General features: G+C 56.6%; 14 protein-coding genes and 1 pseudogene. 8 read left to right on the plus strand and 7 right to left on the minus strand.

Going from position 1 to position 16,028, the window contains the following annotated elements; translation table 11 throughout:
- Window position 1: 1 nt before the first annotated feature.
- Window positions 2–967, minus strand: coding sequence for an AraC-like ligand-binding domain-containing protein (locus tag AC3WOH_RS22940; protein WP_492231632.1), 966 nt, complete (start codon window positions 965–967; stop codon window positions 2–4).
- A 211-nt stretch (window positions 968–1,178) separates the two neighbouring features.
- On the opposite strand from AC3WOH_RS22940, the gene AC3WOH_RS22945 reads away from it, so the two are divergent.
- The 6 genes from AC3WOH_RS22945 (at window position 1,179) to AC3WOH_RS22970 (ending at window position 8,463) form a co-directional block, all read left to right on the plus strand.
- A complete protein-coding gene (locus AC3WOH_RS22945; RefSeq protein ID WP_492231633.1) occupies window positions 1,179–1,466 on the plus strand; it encodes a hypothetical protein in 288 nt (95 codons plus the stop codon).
- Window positions 1,467–1,539: 73 nt separating this feature from the next.
- Window positions 1,540–3,843, plus strand: a complete 2,304-nt coding sequence (locus AC3WOH_RS22950) for a hypothetical protein (protein ID WP_492231634.1) — start codon at window positions 1,540–1,542, stop codon at window positions 3,841–3,843.
- Entirely contained in the window at window positions 3,840–5,912 is a 2,073-nt protein-coding gene (locus AC3WOH_RS22955) for a tyrosine-type recombinase/integrase (protein ID WP_492231635.1), read from the plus strand. The genes AC3WOH_RS22950 and AC3WOH_RS22955 overlap by 4 nt, the downstream gene beginning before the upstream one ends.
- A gap of 139 nt (window positions 5,913–6,051) precedes the next feature.
- The gene (locus AC3WOH_RS22960; RefSeq protein ID WP_492231636.1) at window positions 6,052–6,843 is read left to right on the plus strand and encodes a hypothetical protein; all 792 of its coding nucleotides are present in this window, start codon (window positions 6,052–6,054) and stop codon (window positions 6,841–6,843) included.
- Window positions 6,844–6,868: 25 nt separating this feature from the next.
- On the plus strand, window positions 6,869–7,198 hold the full coding sequence (locus tag AC3WOH_RS22965; protein ID WP_492231637.1) for a hypothetical protein: 330 nt from the start codon (window positions 6,869–6,871) through the stop codon (window positions 7,196–7,198).
- The gene (locus AC3WOH_RS22970; protein ID WP_492231638.1) at window positions 7,195–8,463 is read left to right on the plus strand and encodes a tyrosine-type recombinase/integrase; all 1,269 of its coding nucleotides are present in this window, start codon (window positions 7,195–7,197) and stop codon (window positions 8,461–8,463) included. Before AC3WOH_RS22965 ends, AC3WOH_RS22970 begins: the two co-directional genes overlap by 4 nt.
- A 401-nt stretch (window positions 8,464–8,864) precedes the next feature.
- Here the strand turns inward: AC3WOH_RS22970 and AC3WOH_RS22975 are convergent, their stop codons facing one another.
- From AC3WOH_RS22975 to imuA, 3 genes are read right to left on the minus strand one after another with little or no spacing between them, the layout of a single operon-like run.
- Window positions 8,865–11,963 (minus strand): error-prone DNA polymerase, encoded by a 3,099-nt coding sequence (locus AC3WOH_RS22975; RefSeq protein ID WP_492231639.1) that lies wholly within the window; start codon window positions 11,961–11,963, stop codon window positions 8,865–8,867.
- A gap of 37 nt (window positions 11,964–12,000) precedes the next feature.
- Entirely contained in the window at window positions 12,001–13,317 is a 1,317-nt protein-coding gene (locus tag AC3WOH_RS22980; protein ID WP_492231640.1) for a Y-family DNA polymerase, read from the minus strand.
- Complete coding sequence (gene imuA, locus AC3WOH_RS22985) at window positions 13,253–14,035, minus strand: translesion DNA synthesis-associated protein ImuA (protein WP_492231641.1); 783 nt, start codon at window positions 14,033–14,035, stop codon at window positions 13,253–13,255. Before imuA ends, AC3WOH_RS22980 begins: the two co-directional genes overlap by 65 nt.
- A gap of 206 nt (window positions 14,036–14,241) precedes the next feature.
- On the opposite strand from imuA, the gene AC3WOH_RS22990 reads away from it, so the two are divergent.
- Window positions 14,242–14,478, plus strand: a complete 237-nt coding sequence (locus tag AC3WOH_RS22990; RefSeq protein ID WP_492231642.1) for a hypothetical protein — start codon at window positions 14,242–14,244, stop codon at window positions 14,476–14,478.
- A 46-nt stretch (window positions 14,479–14,524) separates the two neighbouring features.
- On the opposite strand, the gene AC3WOH_RS22995 is transcribed toward AC3WOH_RS22990, so the two are convergent.
- The 3 genes from AC3WOH_RS22995 to AC3WOH_RS23005 form a co-directional block, all read right to left on the minus strand.
- On the minus strand, window positions 14,525–14,734 hold the full coding sequence (locus AC3WOH_RS22995) for a hypothetical protein (protein WP_492231643.1): 210 nt from the start codon (window positions 14,732–14,734) through the stop codon (window positions 14,525–14,527).
- Window positions 14,731–15,021, minus strand: coding sequence for a hypothetical protein (locus tag AC3WOH_RS23000; RefSeq protein ID WP_492231644.1), 291 nt, complete (start codon window positions 15,019–15,021; stop codon window positions 14,731–14,733). The genes AC3WOH_RS22995 and AC3WOH_RS23000 overlap by 4 nt, the downstream gene beginning before the upstream one ends.
- A gap of 194 nt (window positions 15,022–15,215) precedes the next feature.
- On the minus strand, window positions 15,216–15,632 hold the full coding sequence (locus tag AC3WOH_RS23005; RefSeq protein WP_492231645.1) for an IclR family transcriptional regulator domain-containing protein: 417 nt from the start codon (window positions 15,630–15,632) through the stop codon (window positions 15,216–15,218).
- A gap of 26 nt (window positions 15,633–15,658) precedes the next feature.
- On the opposite strand from AC3WOH_RS23005, the pseudogene AC3WOH_RS23010 reads away from it, so the two are divergent.
- Window positions 15,659–15,778, plus strand: a pseudogene (locus AC3WOH_RS23010) (IS5/IS1182 family transposase); the annotation flags it as partial.
- Window positions 15,779–16,028 lie beyond the last annotated feature (250 nt).

Raw genomic sequence — 16,028 nt, forward strand, 5'->3', positions numbered from 1 at the left:
CTCAGTGTGGGCGGGTTTGTTGCTGCTGCCCGCGCCAGTCCGACGGGGCCACCCCGTACTCGGCCTTGAACATGCGGCAGAAATGCGCATTGCTGCGAAAGCCGCAGGCAAAGGCAATGTCGGCGATCTTGCGCTCGGCCTGCGCGGGGGCCGCCAGCAACAGTTGGCTGCGCGCCAGGCGCTCGCGCCAGATGTAGCGCTCCAGGGTCACCGGCTCGTCCTCGTAGACACGGTGCAGGTAGCGCTTGGAGCAGCGCATGGCCTCGGCAATGCTGTCGATGCAGAGGTCGTCCTCGCCCAGGTGGGCCTGCACGTACTGCTGCACGCGCAGCTTCATCACCCCGGGCAGCGTGGTGTGCACGCGGCCCTGGTGCTGCTCGCTCAGCAAGGTGTAGCCCAGCAGGGACAGCACGGTCTCGCTCAGCGCCGGGGCGGCCTCGTCGGGCAGCGAGGCCAACTGCTCCGACAGCGAGCGCAGAAAGCCCCCCAGCACCGCCGACAGGCCCAGCTGGGCACTGTCGCGCGCCTCGCAGGTGTGCAGCTCGGGCACCTTGAAGCTGCGCAGCAGCTCCCGCGGGATCTGGATGGCCAGCAGCCGCGTGCGCTCGAAATTGCCGATGGAGTAGGGCACCCGGGGGTCGTACAGGCTCCAGTCGCCCGCGCGCAGGTCGAACACCCGGTGCCGCTGCTCGATGCGCGCATGGCCCTGCAACTGCAGCACCAGCTTGTAGCAGTCGTCCAGCGCGTCCGGCGTGTGCCGCGGATTGCGCACCACCATGTGCGGCGGCGCCTCGATCTGGAACAGCCGCAGCCCGCCCAGCTCATAACGCGAGAGCTCGGCCTCCAGCAGGCCGGTCTCCATGGCCTCCACGCTCAGGCCGCCGAAGTGGCAGCGGTTGATGTCGGCCCAGTGCTCCGCGCGGTCGGAGGCAGCGGTGTGGAAGGTGTTCACTCTCAGATGGTTCATGCCCCCGCCGCCTCGATTACTAACATTTGAGTGACTTTAGGACTTTTGCCTGCGCGGCTCCACCGGGGAATCCCTTGCACGCAACGCGGTGGAAGACATCGGCGTGTGGATCGCATAAGATACTGTATAAAAATACAGTATTCACAGTGATGCTGCTGCAGTTCTGTGGAGGCGCTCACCATGCCCACCCCGCCACGCCCACCCGCCCACGTTGACGACGACAACACCCCCCCAGGTCATGCAGGAGGTGCGCATCCCCCTGCAGGCCGTGCGTGGCCGGGGCGCGGCCACGGCGCTGGCCCACCGCTTCGTGCGCGACACGCGCGAGGCCGTCGATGATGGCTGGGAGGCGTATGTGGAAGAGGGCGATGGGCCGGCGCCTCCCGCCACCCGCGTGCACTTCGAGACAGCCAAGAGCGCCATCTGCGCCAACGACTCGCCCGACATCTATTTCGATCTCTCGGTGAACCCCTACCGCGGCTGCGAGCACGTTATCTAGCAACTTCCAATGTGTGTCTAATTTGACGTAGATAGTTTGCGCGGATGATGAGTGAACCCTCCGAGCTATGAAGATGCCTAAGAAGAAAAGCCAGACCCATCTGAACCCAGTACACCCCACCCTGCTGAGCGACGTCCTCCCTAACGATTTGCGAAGTCTTCGGGCCCGGCGCTCCAGTCGAACGACTCAAGAACTAAGCGCTGTTTCGTGTGTCGTTGAGCATGAGGCGTCAGGAAAAGTGCTTCGTTGGTCTTTTGAAGAGTACGCTAAAAACTTGAGTGAGACGCTTGTGCGTCAGTGCCTGCTTGCTGCTCACCAAGAATTAGAGGGCAAAAAATTATCTGTCACCACAGTACAAGATACCTATTATGGATTGGAAGAATTTTTTAAACTGTGTGAAGAGAAGTTAGATGGTGGTCGTTCGGTAGAAAATGTGGCTGGTATTGGTCATCAATTGGGGAAGGATTTTATTTCTTGGTATTTGCAAAATCATCCAGGGCGTTCAGTAAATAGAAAGCGCTATGGAAAAGTGAAGCAAATTATAACGAATTACAAAAAGCGTTATTTGGGGATTGAGAATGTTGGAAGGGTGCTTGTCTGGCCTCGGGCGCCCAGAGAGACGGCGAGTCCTACATCGGGCTACGCTTCCAACAGCTTTAATCTTCTAGCAGAAGCTTCGCTTGCAGACATAAAGTTTATTATGGCAGAAATGTCTGCGTACGATTGCGTTTTAAGAAATGTTAGTGGGATATTGAATAGAGCGCCCACGCTTGCGGATGCATGCTTTGAGGTGGGGCTGTCAGAATACAAGCAGAAAATTAGAAATAGGGTGCCGAAGTTTTTTTCTGATCGCGTTAGAGTTATTAAGAGCAGAGCAATAGTTAAAAGTGTTTGCATGGCCTATCAGATGACGGCTGACGAGTTTATTAGTTGTTATCTTGAATTTGGTGATGCACTTTCCATGAGCGGAACCTTGTTTCCAAGTTACTCTGTTATTTCTGGAAAACAGGTTGCGAGATTTTCTGGGGCAGATGTACAGGAATCTTGGGATATCGCTTCGGTCACTATTGCTCGTCATCACCCTGAGTGGCCTTTAGGCATGAATTGGAGTAGCGCAAACTCACTAATATGCGCTGAAGGTAGGCATAGTCTGCATAAAGATGTCTATTCGGCCTACAAAGTCGCCGTTCACATGCGCTTTGGTAAAGGAGAGTCGCCACTTGAAATTGGATTATTAGCGTACATTGCTAGGTCTTTTTTCACCTCTTCAACGTTGTATCCTTTCCTGTTGTATGTGCAAAATAATACAGGTTGGAATTTAGAAGCAGTTCTTGCCATCAGTTCGAATTTGGATGATCACATCGCGCCTGACTTGGTGGATCCAAATTATGTGATGATTTATGCATGGAAGGGAAGGAGCGAGAAGTCTGTTCATCATCGGTCAAATATTAATAATCCATACAGTGTTTATAATGTTTTAAAATTTGTAGAGCGTGTAGTTAATGGATTTCCAATATTGGAGGGTGAGCGGGTTGAGAGTATTTGGCAGTATGTTCGTACCAAAAATCTCTGGACTAAACTCTCTGGCGTTCGGGCTGAACTCTCGGCTTCTGCAATCCCGTCCACCTCAAAGAAATTTCTAGAGAGGCATGGGATAGTTCTTGATGCAAGGAAAATGTATCAAGCGGTTGCTGCTAGGCGGATGCGCACCACGGTGCAAACTCGTAGGAGAGAAAGCGGCTATACACTTGATCAGTCGAAGATTCAGATGGATCATGAGGATATAGAGACTACTCTTAGACATTACGACAATGATGAGGGCGGAGTTGACCTGAAGAATGTCAGGTTGCGAGCGGTTCAGGGGGAGCTTGTCAGCGACCTTGCAGCATATGCAAGTAGGTTAATTCAAGATACTTCTCTCCAACAGCTTCGTCAGGCAATCGACGAGGGCCGCGTTGTGCGTGGCGTAACAATTGGCGGCGAGAAATTAACACAAGAGAACGTAGTTCATTTGTTGTCTCCTGCGTCCCAAACATATATAGCCGCCTGTATGGATCGCTTGAATCCAACGTGGCCAAGGCATGATGAATTTGTTTCCAAGAATGACCCTTGCAGCTTCTTTAATAAATGCGGACTGTGTGAACAATCTAGAATATTTTCCGAGGCACTTCCATTTATTTTCGGCAGAATTAGAGATTTGGATCAGTATCGAATTTCCATGCCAACGCTTGATTGGATTGATAACTTTGGCGATGAGTATGATGCATGGAATGGAATTGTGAATGACTGGAACAATAGAGAGCAATGTGCTCAGGCTGAACGGTTGAGCTTCAATATGATTTATTCGCTTCCAGGAAGCTTGAGAGGTTCGAATTGAAAAGCCAAGATAGGTTGAAAGCTGGATTTGAGGCGGCGTTTCTCACGTTGGAATCCTCTTTGTCTCAGGACGCCGATGAGGTTCCTGAGGCGGAAGTATCTTCTACGACGGATGAGTTCGACTGCGTAGAGGAACGGGATTGCAGTCAAGAAGTTGGATTTAATTTGAAATATATTCCAATTGATGAATGGAGTGGTATAGCGGTTAGCCCTCTGTCAAAGTTTGAAGACGATCGATGGTCTTTTGTTTGTTTCCCACATGTGGATAAAAAATCGGCGACGGCAATTTTTGAGACGGTAAGCTACGGAAAAATTAATCTTCGTGAAAGCTCTAATATCCATCTATTGCTTCTCGTTAAGGCACTGCTGTTCTATTCATTGCCCAAATTCTCTTTTAATAGGCATGGTGGGTCGTATGGAACTGTCGCATCGAAAAAAGCGCGCTTTGTACGTCTGATAGCGATGCTTCATCACTTTCAACTATACCTTCCTAGCAAGAGTGGAATGCCTAGACGCGGATTGGATGAAATTTCTCGAGAGCAGGTCATTAGATATATCGAATCCCACGAAAAACTTGGTGTGAGGTGGGAAATTGCGCACGCGCTGGGTGTATGGCAAGCTCTCAGCCGCGCTGATCTTTTGCCGATTTGTTATTCAATTTTCACTGAATTTGTTGATCAAGATTTGATCTCGAAATATAGGAAGGCATATGATGATGCCTCGTCCGGCTATCTTCCGCTTCCGTTGGATGACTATGCGGCAATATTTAATTATTGCAAAACTGTGGTTGAAGAGTACGGCCGTGACATTCTTTGGCTTGCTCGTACTTACTGCCCGCGAGCTGGGGTCGATGCTAGTGGCTCTGTAGTGTTGGTAGAAGGTGAGTCGACAGCTAGCATCCGCGGGGTAGAGCTTTTCCGAAAGTACAAACCAGTTCTGGTCAATGGGGAACCCTGGTGGAGTCTAAAAATCATGCCTCGGATGCATGAGCGTGATGTGGGCGAATTCATTTCGTACATGGAGATTGTAAGACTCATCGCGGGCCTTTTTGATTGTGCAGTTACCTTGATATTCGCCACCACCGGTATGCGTCGGTCGGAAGTTCGTGCGCTGAAGGTGAATTGTATTTCCTCAGATCCTGATGGGCATTGGCTTACCTACAAGGTCTTTAAAACTTCCGAGGGCTCTCAAGGGGAGATCAGACGCATACCAATACCAGACATCACTGTACGGGCAATTTCTGTATTGAAGGAGTTGTGCGCTGAATCCCGAGCGTATGGCAAACACGATAGTCTGTTCTCGACTGTGTTAAGGGCGGATTTTTTTGGCAGAGTACCATTTTCATCGTTTACATCGCGCTGCTTGGAGCGTGTTTGTTTGAAGGCCGGTATTGAGCATCGCGTACATTCTCATCAGTTTCGTAAATCTTTGGCAATGTATGTAATATACAAAGACACGGGTAATATTGATATTATTGCTCACTTGTTTGCTCATAAGAGTCTGCGAATGACAATGAAATACTTGCTAGCGCTGCCGTCAGTTTCGGCGGAAATACGCAGGGAGCTACTGAGGCAAAACGTTGATATTCTAAGAGAGGTGGTGGCTGCGGCGGAAAGCGGTGCCATTGGCGGGATTGCAGGAAATCGGATAAAGGAGTCCATTGAAGGCTCAAGAAAATTCAGGGCTATTCTTCAGGATGATGGAAAAGAGAGTTTGGCTCAGTTTATTGATGCAATGCTGGATGATGGGATATCGCTTCTTCATCGCTCTGCATTGGCAATATGCATGAAAATTCCGGCTGTTAACGAAATTTCTCCCTGTAATGGAAGGAATGAAAAATCATCTAATCGTTTAAAACCCAATCTTTGGGCATGCTCGCCTCTGGGCTGCAGTCATGCAGTATTCACAGAAAGACACGTCGTTCAATTAGAAAATGACATTGCATTCCATCGGCGCCAGTTGTCTCACCCTTATGCCACACCAAGGCAAATTGCGTTTTCAGCAAGAAAGATTGTTGAGAGTCGTAAACGTCTTCGCGAAGTGACAGGGGGTAGTAGCGATGGCGCGTAAGTCGAATCTCAATTTGGTTTACACAGCAATGCACGCTCTTCTTGAACGGGGAGAGGCCCTGGACCCTACTGCAGTGGCTCGTGAAAGTGGGCTCACACGAGGGACTCTGTATCAAAAGGATGACGACTGGACTGCCGTTATGAAGATGATAGAGGGGGCCAGACCAATTCCTATTGCGGCTCCTTCGGAAAAGACGATTGCGCCTACAGCCGCACGGCACTATCAGCGTTTAGCTTCTCGGGTTGCTCATATGGAAGCACAGATGGAAAAATTGGAAGAACTTGCAAATACTTCTCAGCAGAAATTGCTAGCACAACTTCATCACTACTTTCAGAAGGGCGCTATCGCTCCATCGAAGCGAGAAGAACTAATAATGGCTCGCAATCAAGCTGGATTCTATGAGCAGCAAGCCAGAAAGCTCGCCCTTGAGAATGAGCGGTTGAACGACCAAGCAGCAGCTGCAAAGGTGGTTCAATTAAGAGGTTCAAAGCGCGTAGTCAACGTGCCGAGCTTACTATGCTCAATCGACGCATTGGAACACTTCGTGGCCGCGTTTCGCGCAAATTTTCCCGATATGCAGAGCTCCTCGGCGGTTACGAGCGTGACGCTCGTTTGCGGGCTCCCGATGTCAGGAAAGAGCACGTGGGCGGCTTTACAGATTCCTAGCACGGTAGGGGTTTCTGTTTACGTTGAAGGGTGCTTTCACACACCCGAAATCAGAGGCGCTGTAAGAAGGCATCTCCTCGAAAGAGGGAGCATGAAAATCGGATGTGCTTGGGTAAATGCCAGCTTGAGTACTTGCTTGGAACGAGCTTACCTTGCAAGTGACGATGATGCAACTGTCGATGCTATCGAGCGCGTACATAGCGAGCAGACAGTGGTATCGGTAGCAGAACCGTTTGATTTTATTTTTGGAGTTCCTGGTGAGTAATAGAAATACTCGAAGGTTAGCCGAGTTGTTTGATGCAACTGAAGCTGATGGGGATTGGGGGAAATTGCTTTCTGCTGACCGAACTAGGATTTTAAGAAGCAAAATTATTGCTGAGTGTCGTTTTCCCAGAAGCACCATCTATCAAAATAGACCCGTTGCGGAGCTTATAGAGGAGCGAGAAAGATTGCTGCTGAAGAATGGAGTGCTCAAGGCTGCAAAATCTTCCGCTGCTGTTCTTGAATCGACTGTTTATAGGGAATTGGAGGATCGATTGGGCGGTCTTCAAAGCAGGGCATTGCATGTTGAGAGGGCGCTTCATGCAGCTTTGAATAAATTGCAGAGGAATGAAGTGTGAAAATTTTTAGGGTAGAAATAGGCTCCACGTCGCTTGCTCTAACCAATAATCCAATGCTTTTTTTGGATGATGTGGGGCAAATCATTGAGGCGCCCACCTTGTGGGTTTCAGAGGTGGCTAAGCGTCGCTCTGGAAGTAGGATGACGAGTAAGAAGTATGGCGCTATTCTTGCTCGCTTCCTTCAATGGCTTGATGATTCGGGTTACGGATGTCAGTCGTGGGCATCCATCGATCAAGAGATTCTTGGTCAATTTATTGCTCATCTTCAGAGTGGGGGTGCCACCAGCCGAAAAACTGTCGTCGACTATTTAGGCCGAATTATAGACTTTTATGTTTGGGCGGGTAAAAGCAAGTTTCCTCACTATCTTGAGTTGGAAATAAAAGACGTAGATGTCTTTGTCCGAAAGAATCAAAGTCTTCTGGCTCACATAGCGGTCCCTGTCAGGAAAGCTGTACCTAAGCTTAAGGTACTCTCTGGGCCTGCCACTAAAGTTGCATCGGAGGTGAACAAGCTGGTCACGCAAGAGGAGTATTTGGCAGCACTCAAGCTTATTGATGATCCAGTTTTTGTATTTATCGCCGCAATCATAAGGATAACAGCGATGCGTCCCAAGGAGGTTTTGCAGTTGCCGTATAGAGGGAAGGGGAAAAATGCCGAATTTTTGCCGTACGAAGTTGACCAAATTCCCGATTGGTTGATGATGAGTGATTTGGTGTTTTATTGTCAATCCAAAGGCAAGGATCGCTATGTGCGATTTCCCGGAAGATTGTGGGCGGAAATCTGTCGTTTATATATACCGATTCGACGTCAACGTGCGGAGTTGTATGCGAGGCGAAATGGAGTGTCGCCGCCAAACTCTGTTTTGTTCCTTAATGAAAATGGCTATTCGGTGAATTATGATAGTCTATATCGCGCTTTCAATAAAGTGGCCGAGGCGGCTTGTGAGAGTCGTGTTTTGGGTAAAAATGTTGGATATGCGAAGGCTAAGTTTGGCGCGCGGATGCTAAGGCATACTTGCGCTACATATTTTGTAGTTGATGCTCTGAAAAAGCGAAATAGGTTAGATGGGCCGTATGTGTATGATGCATCTATTGACAACGATCTACGTGAATTGCTAGGGCATGAGGATGTCGAAACGACCTACAAGTACTACGTGCATCTTGTAAATAAATTGTTTTCTGATGACCTTCTAGCCGAGCTGCATCGCAATAGAATAGACGAAGGGCTTTCAGCTATGCTCGACCGCTTGGACTTTAGGGCGTAATCTTTCTTAGACCTAAGCCTGCCAGCGATGGCCCCACTGGTCGATGTCTCAGTACATCTGGCCTGCCTGGCGGCGGGTGACGGCGATCCATACCAGGGCAGGCACATTCGTCGTCGCCCGAAATTCGTCTCGGCACCGGTCGCGCATTGTTGCGCCGATCGCCATGGAAAAGGCACGCTTTTGGTGTCGTTCCTGATTTCAGCGCATGGGCCGGGATTCCCCGGGGGAACTCGATGATCAATTTCGAATTGAGAGGGCTCGACCCCGGTGAAGGGCTGAATTGAAGTGAGGCATCTCGCACAGTTCACTCGGTGCAAAAAAGAGTAAAGGGAGTTGCATTGGCAATCGCGAAAACTGCTCAGTGAGACCAAGATCACAAGCTCTCGAGCGACGAGTAGCTATCACCTGAAATCCCGGCTCTCCAGCCTTCCCAGCCTCCCCAACCATGGCGTGAGATCCACCAGTCGGTGCGCAATCAGGTTCGCCACTTGCCCCCGCCGTTCCCACACCCCTTTGACCGCCAGCAACCGCGACTCCAGCAGCACCTGCCGCTGCTCATCCCGCACCGCAGACCACACGATCACCTGGATGGCGCCAAACTCGTCCTCCAGCGACACGAAGATCGTCCCCTTGGCCGTGGACGGCTGCTGCCGCAAGGTCACGATCCCCGCCGTGCGGATCACTCTTCCATCCGGGATGTGCCGCAGGTCCCGCGATGACAGCAGCTTCTTGGCCGCCATGCGCGGCCGTAGCAGCGCCAGCGGATGCCGACGCAGTGTGAGCCCGGTGGACGCGTAGTCCCACACGATCTCTTCGCCCTCGGGCGCGGCCTGTAGCTCCAGGTAGTCCTCGTTGACCGGCGCCTCCTGCAGAAGTTCGGGCGTTCTATGCAGCCCCGCAGCGTCCCACACTTGCTGGCGCCGGTGACCAGACAACCCCAGCAGCGCATCGGCCGCGGCCAGCAGCTTCATCTCGTGCTGCTCCAGCCCGGCTCGCATGGCCAGGTCCTCGGCGCTGTCGAAGGGTTGCTGCTCTCGGGCTTCCACGATGCGCGCGGCCGATGTCGCATGCAGGCCCGACACCATGTGCAGGCCCATCCGAACGGCTGGGATCGCAGGCAGATCCTCCAGAGTCGATTCCACCGCGCTGTGCATGACATCGACGCCGCGCACTTCCACACGGTGCCGGCGGGCATCCTGAACCAGTTGGCTGGGCGAGTAGAAGCCCATGGGCTGCGAGTTGAGCAAGGCGACCAGGAAGGCCGCGGGCTCGTGCCGCTTGAGCCAGCACGACGCGTAGACGAGCAACGCAAAACTCGCCGCGTGGCTCTCCGGAAACCCGTACCCACTGAACCCCTTGATCTGCTGGTAGGTGGCCTGCGCGAAGGCAGGGGTGTACCCACGCTCCAACATGCCATCGATGATCTTCTTCTCGTACTTCTCCAACCCGCCGCGCTTGCGCCACGCCGCCATGGCCCGACGCAGGTCATCGGCCTCGCCGGCGGTGAAGCCCGCAGCGACCATGGCCACCTGCATGACCTGTTCCTGGAACAGCGTCACCCCCAGAGTGCGGCTGAGCACCTGCTTGAGGTCTTCGCTGGGATAGGTCACCGGTTCCAGGCCCTGTCGGCGATTCAGGTACGGATGCACCATGCCGCCCTGGATGGGCCCAGGCCGCACGATGGAGACCGAGATGACCAGGTCATAGAAGCACCGGGGCCGCAGCCGCGGCAGCATGGACATTTGCGCCCGGCTTTCGATCTGGAACACACCCACCGTGTCGGCGCGGGAGATCATCTTGTAGGTCTCGCGGTCTTCCGCCGGGATGTCCTGCAGTCCGAAGTCGTAGCCCTTGCGCGTACCCACCAGGTCCAGCGCCTTGCGGATGGCGGTCAGCATGCCCAGGGCGAGCACATCGACCTTGAGCAGGCCCACCGCATCGAGATCGTCCTTGTCCCACTCGATCACAGTGCGCTCTTCCATGCTGGCGTTCTGGATGGGAACCAGCCTGCTCAGCAGCCCTTTGGTGAGCACAAAGCCCCCCGTATGCTGCGACAAATGCCGGGGGAAACCGATCAACTGCATGGTCAGCAGAATCAGCTGCCGCACGGCCAGGTCGTTCTCGGCCAAGCCCAGCTCCTCGAAGCGTTCCAGGCGCACCCCATCGCCATCCCACCACTGGTGCCCCTTCGCCAACGCATCGACCACCTCCAGGCTGAAACCCAGGGCCTTGCCCACATCGCGAATGGCGGACTTCGGCCCATAGGTCACCACCGTGGCCGCCAGCGCTGCGCGGTCGCGCCCGTATTTGCGGTACAGGTACTGGATCACTTCTTCTCTGCGTTGGTGCTCAAAGTCGATATCGATGTCCGGCGGCTCGTTGCGTTCTCTGCTGATGAAACGCTCGAACAGCATCGACATGCGCGCCGGGTCCACCTCGGTCACGCCCAGGCAATAGCACACCACGCTGTTGGCGGCCGAGCCGCGGCCCTGGCAGAGGATGTTCTCTGACCTCGCAAAGCTCACGATGTCGAAGACTGTGAGGAAGTAGTGCTCGTAGTGCAGGTCGCAAATCAGCTCCAGCTCGTGCTCGATCTGGGCCTGCACCTTGGTGGGGATGCCGGCGGGCCAGCGGCGACCGGCACCTTCGTAGGTGGCCTGGCGTAGGAAGCTGGCCGGGGTGTGCCCCTGCGGTACCACCTCATCCGGGTACTGGTAGCGGATCTCGTCCAGGCTGAAGGTGCAGCGCTCGGCGATGCGCACGGTCTCGTCCATCAGTTCTTCGGGGTAGGTCTGGGCCAGTCGCACCCGGCTGCGCAGGTGCCGCTCCGCGCTGCGCTGCAGCTCGTAGCCGCACTCTGTCAGCGGCTTGCCCACCCTGGTCGCGGTCAGCACGTCCTGCAGCGGTTTGCGGCTGCGCAGGTGCATGAGCACGTCGCCCAAGGCCACGAGCGGCAGTTCGGTCAGGGCCGAGAGTTCGCGCACGCGGTGCAACCACAACTCGTCGTCGATGCGTCGGTTCAAGTCCACGCCGAGCCAGGCCCGGCCAAGAAAATGCGTCAAGGTCCACTGGCCCAGTTCCTCCAGCTGCGCATCGCTGGCCTCGCGGCAGGGCGAGACCACCAGCAGGCAGTCGGCCAGCGTGTCGCCTTCGATGTCCGCCCGATGCAGCAGGTAGGTGCCTTTCTCGGACGAGCGTCGCAGGCGGGTGACGAACTGGCACAGGTTGCCGTAGCCGTTCATGTCTTGGGCCAACACCACCAGGGTGAAGGGTAAATCCGCCTGCACCCGAAACTGCGATCCGATCAGCAGCTGGATGCCTTGCTTCTTGGCCTCCATGTGCGCACGCACCACGCCGGCCAGCGTGCATTCATCGGTGATCGCGATGGCGCTGTAGCCCAGCTCCTTGGCGCGCTCGACCAGCTCCTCGGGCCAGCTGGCGCCGATGAGAAACGAGTAGTTGGAGACGCAGAGCAGCTCTGCATACAGGGGAAGCGCCATACAGCCTGCTCACGGGTGCGGGTAGGGTGTAGGTCGCTCAGGCGTAGCGCCCGTGCAGGAACCAGCCGGTCTCGTCGTTGGCCAGGCGCTGCTGGTAGATCCACAGCCGGCCCGCATGCTGGCTCTGGGCCACCCAGTAGTCGCGCTGCACATTGGTCTGCTGCGCATCCGCACCTTCGCCCACGCGGTGCCACCAACCGCCCTCGACGCGGTCGGGACCCAGCAGCATCACCAGGGGGCCCTGGTAGATAGGGCGGTGGTCGCGCTCGGCCAGGCGCAGTGGCTCCTCGAAGATCCAGTCCGGCACCGGCAGCTGGCACGGGCCCGGGGCGGCGCGTGGCCTTGCCTCTTCTGCGCCGGGCCAGCGCTGCATCCATTCGGGCCGGTGGTCCTCGGCCAGCAATGGACGCACCACCTCGGCCTTGCCGATGCGCGCCTGCACGCGCTCCAGCACCAGCCAGGTCGCTTCGCCCTGGCGAATGGTCTCGGGCAGCAGTGACTTGCTCTCCTGCTGGATCGGGATGGTGCGGACGGCAACGAGTTCGATATCGCCCGCAGGAGCCTGCAGCTCGACCTTGGCCAGGTGTTCGTTCAACAGGCGGCTCAGGTGGTCCACCGACTGGGTGGGCTCGGCCGTGCCCACGGTCAGCTCGCCGCCCGTGCCGGCCGTCTTGGCCCGCATGACGTCGTGCCACCAGCGCAGGGTGAACGAGGTCACGCCCATGTGCCGGGCCGCCAGCCAGCTGGACATCTGCATCAGCAACCGGCGGGCCCCGAACATCAGCGCAGGGGCATGCTCTACGCGGAACTGGAATTCCAGCCTTGCGCTGAAGGTCTCCGGCAGTAGCACCCACTCGTAGGCCTCGGGCCGCAGGCCATAGGCCTGGTCCAGCCGGGTCAGTAGGTCCTTGTCGAAACGCCGGCTCAGGCCGCCGCGCGGCAGCTTGCGCACATCGCCAAGGCTCCTGCAGCCCAGGCGCTGCAGCGTGCCCAGGTGGGAGGCTACGGCCGTGATGGTCTCCAGCGGGAGCTTGTCCAGGATGGAGGACAGCGGGCCTGCAAAGCCGTCGCACACACCCGCGCGCACCAGGGCCAGCGCAGCCGCGCCCGTGGGCGCCCAGGCGATGCACTCCACGCCCAAAGCCGTGCCTTCCTCTTCGACCCGCTGGCGCAGTTGCTCCTGCCCCCCGAACAGGCGCGCGCTCGCCCCCACTTCGACCAGCACAGCCTCCTCCAGCACTGCCACCCGCGGTGAAAACTGCAGCGCCCACACGGCGAGGGACGGCAGGTCAATGGGGATGCAGGACGCGCTGTGGGTGCTGGATGGTCGCAGTGCGGCCCAGATCCCGAGCATCGGGGGCCTCCTCGCGCGAAAGAGAAAACGATGTGGAGCGCAGCAGGCGCGGCGGCAGCACCTTGCGCAGCTGCGGAGGGATGGCCTCCAGCTCCAGGGCGTCCGGGCACGGCGTGCCGCGGCGCTTAAGGATCTGCACGTGGATGTTCCAGCCGGAGCCCAGGGAGGCCAGCAGGCGCAGTGGTGCAGGCGAAGCCTCCCGCTGCGCACCGATTGGCCGGAACAGGAACACCGGGGACTGGCAGGACTGCGCGTGCACCTGCAGGCGGCGGACTTGGTCCGCACGCGCCTGGGGCAGCCAGGCCAGCACAGCGCCACGGGGGTTGGACTTGACCAACTGCTCGGTGATCCAGAGCCGATCTGCGGGCGCCTTGGCGCGAATCCACACCAGGCGGTCCGGGTGCACGCCGCGCTGGGCCAGGCCTCCGGCATGCGGGGGCAGCGGGGGCGAGACCAGCAGGATCTGGCCGTCCCCCTCCATCAGGGATGGAATGCAGCCGCCCAGCAGGCTCCATTCGCACAGGGGCGCCTGAGGCGACAGGACTTCCGTCAGGGAGCGAGTTGGCCAGCCGCCCCCGGGGAGCGAGGCATCCAGGCTGTCGAAGCCGGTCGGGATCGTGGGATGGTTCTGGTGGGCCAGGTCGTCACCCGTCCAGACGGACTCCCGCACGCTGAGGGGAAGGTGCTGGGTATCGAAGGAGCGGACGGCGGCTGGCATATCGAAATACTGTAATTAAATACAGTATACGGACAGCCCTACTGACAGAAAAGAGGTCGCCGAGGGCAGTTGAAGGCCATTGCGCGCGGTTCGCACTGAAAACGATAGCGGGGGAATCAGGGCCGGCGCGGGAGGATCAAATGTTCGGCAGCAAAGGAAAAATTTCTGCGAACTTGAGGCAGAGGAGGCGCCTCTAAAATCGTCCAATGACCGACCTGCTTCCTTCGCCCGCAATCCTTCTGGTACCGGTCTGGTATGGCGGGCCGCCGGACGAGATTGCGCTGCCGTTCCCCAATACGCACTACGAAGTCGAGCACCAGGGGGATCGCACGCAGGTGCGGGTGGCGGTGTCGAAGGCCGTGGTCTACGACGGGATTGGGCCGGCCGAGGTGATTGATCCTGCCCAGCGGGTGCACACGACGTCGCTTGCCAAGCCGGTGTAGGGGCCCCTGAAGGCTCCCGATCGGACCGAGCAGGGCGCGTTCGTTTCTACGGCCGGGTGCGGTTCCACTCGTCCAACAGCTTCCGCAGCAGCAGCTTTGCCAATGCCTCAGGATCCTCGTCCACCTGGGCTTCCTTGGGCGGCGCTCCCGCAGTGAGGCAGGTGAGCTTCAATCGCCCGTCCTTCACGGTCCAATCGCCGATGAACCCGTCCAGCTCGACTTGCCCGCTGGAGGCGCCAGCATGTCTGTCGTTCATAGGAATCCTTTCGATTGGGAGTTGCTGAAGAGGGCATGCAGCTCGACCAGCCGTCGGGCCAACGCCTCGGTATCGCGCCGCATGTCACCTGCTGGCACGCTGCCAATCGAGACGTGCTCATACCAGATGTGAAAGCCCGTTAGGTCGGGAAGTGGGTTCTCGGCGGCTAGGCGGATGGCCTCGACGATGCTCGTCGCCTCATAGTTGCCCAGGTGCTGTGCGCCTTCCATCACATGGGCCCGATAGTCGCCGGACGCGATCTTGATGAGGTGGAGGGTGAGCAACATGGATGCGATGGTAGGTGCTCAGTCGCTGGTGACGCTGACAACAGCGCCGGTCACAGCCTGGGCGGCTTCCCTACCGGGTCACCGCTTTCGTCTTCCACCTCGCCTAGGTTGATCTCAGAGGTTTAGAATTTGCACTATGGTGGTGAGCCTAGATGCGTCAGGATTGCGGGTTTACCCTTGATTTCGATCAATGGTCAGCCTCGGGGGGAATTTCCGACACCTTGGGATATCTCATCTGCCAGGGAGCGTAACAGCGGTACATACCTGGTGGCAATCTCTCGCTCAGAGACGGCGTTCCCCTGCATAACGAGATTGATCGCTCCAATCGCATGCTCGCCAATGCGGATGGGCAGGCCAACGGCGGTCACACTGGCTTCCGACGCCCATTCCCCTCTATTGACTGCATAGCCACGGCGCCGAGTGTCGCGAACGATCCGTTTGATGAGCGGCGCATCCCTGGCCATCTCGCCAATGGCATCCGAACGTTCACCCAGGAGCACCAGCGTAGCCTCGCGCTCCTCTTCAGCACACCAGGATAGCCAGGCCCGCCCAAATGAAGAAACGAGCATTGGGATGCGGATTCCAATGGTCGCGCGGTGCTGGGAGAGCATACTGACTCGGTGGGTGACTCACGCACGAGACGGCCTACCGAGGTATTGAGCGGGTGGACCAGTACTTCAAGCTGACCATGACGGCCAGCAGCATTGTGCGGATGGCGCGAATACTCAGGGCGATGGGAGCGCAGGCGAGCAAATAGGGGGTGAAAAGCGGTCGATGCCCACCGCGAAGCGGTATCAAGGGTTGGTCAAACAATCCGTTTGCTGAGCGCCTGCAACTTACAGCGGGGCCGTTCGGTGGCAAGTAGTGAATTTCAACAGCCTGCTAACCCGAATAGGGAGGCAGACAGAAACTGGCCGCATTGGATCGCATATCTCGAGCTACTCCTTTCAGCGTTCGCACATGTAAGCTACCACAGAGAGAGTGTGGGACCGTCGAACCCCGATAAG

Source organism: Acidovorax sp. FW305-C-20-28 (genome assembly GCF_058783375.1).

Coding starts and splice junctions, on each gene's coding strand:
- AC3WOH_RS22960 (WP_492231636.1), top strand. CDS start 6,052: ATGAAGATGATAGAGGGGGCCAGACCAATTCCTATTGCGGCTCCTTCG.
- AC3WOH_RS22975 (WP_492231639.1), bottom strand. CDS start 11,963: ATGGCGCTTCCCCTGTATGCAGAGCTGCTCTGCGTCTCCAACTACTCG.
- AC3WOH_RS23000 (WP_492231644.1), bottom strand. CDS start 15,021: ATGTTGCTCACCCTCCACCTCATCAAGATCGCGTCCGGCGACTATCGG.
- AC3WOH_RS22950 (WP_492231634.1), top strand. CDS start 1,540: ATGCCTAAGAAGAAAAGCCAGACCCATCTGAACCCAGTACACCCCACC.
- AC3WOH_RS22995 (WP_492231643.1), bottom strand. CDS start 14,734: ATGAACGACAGACATGCTGGCGCCTCCAGCGGGCAAGTCGAGCTGGAC.
- imuA (WP_492231641.1), bottom strand. CDS start 14,035: ATGCCAGCCGCCGTCCGCTCCTTCGATACCCAGCACCTTCCCCTCAGC.
- AC3WOH_RS22980 (WP_492231640.1), bottom strand. CDS start 13,317: ATGCTCGGGATCTGGGCCGCACTGCGACCATCCAGCACCCACAGCGCG.
- AC3WOH_RS22990 (WP_492231642.1), top strand. CDS start 14,242: ATGACCGACCTGCTTCCTTCGCCCGCAATCCTTCTGGTACCGGTCTGG.
- AC3WOH_RS22940 (WP_492231632.1), bottom strand. CDS start 967: ATGAACCATCTGAGAGTGAACACCTTCCACACCGCTGCCTCCGACCGC.
- AC3WOH_RS23005 (WP_492231645.1), bottom strand. CDS start 15,632: ATGCTCTCCCAGCACCGCGCGACCATTGGAATCCGCATCCCAATGCTC.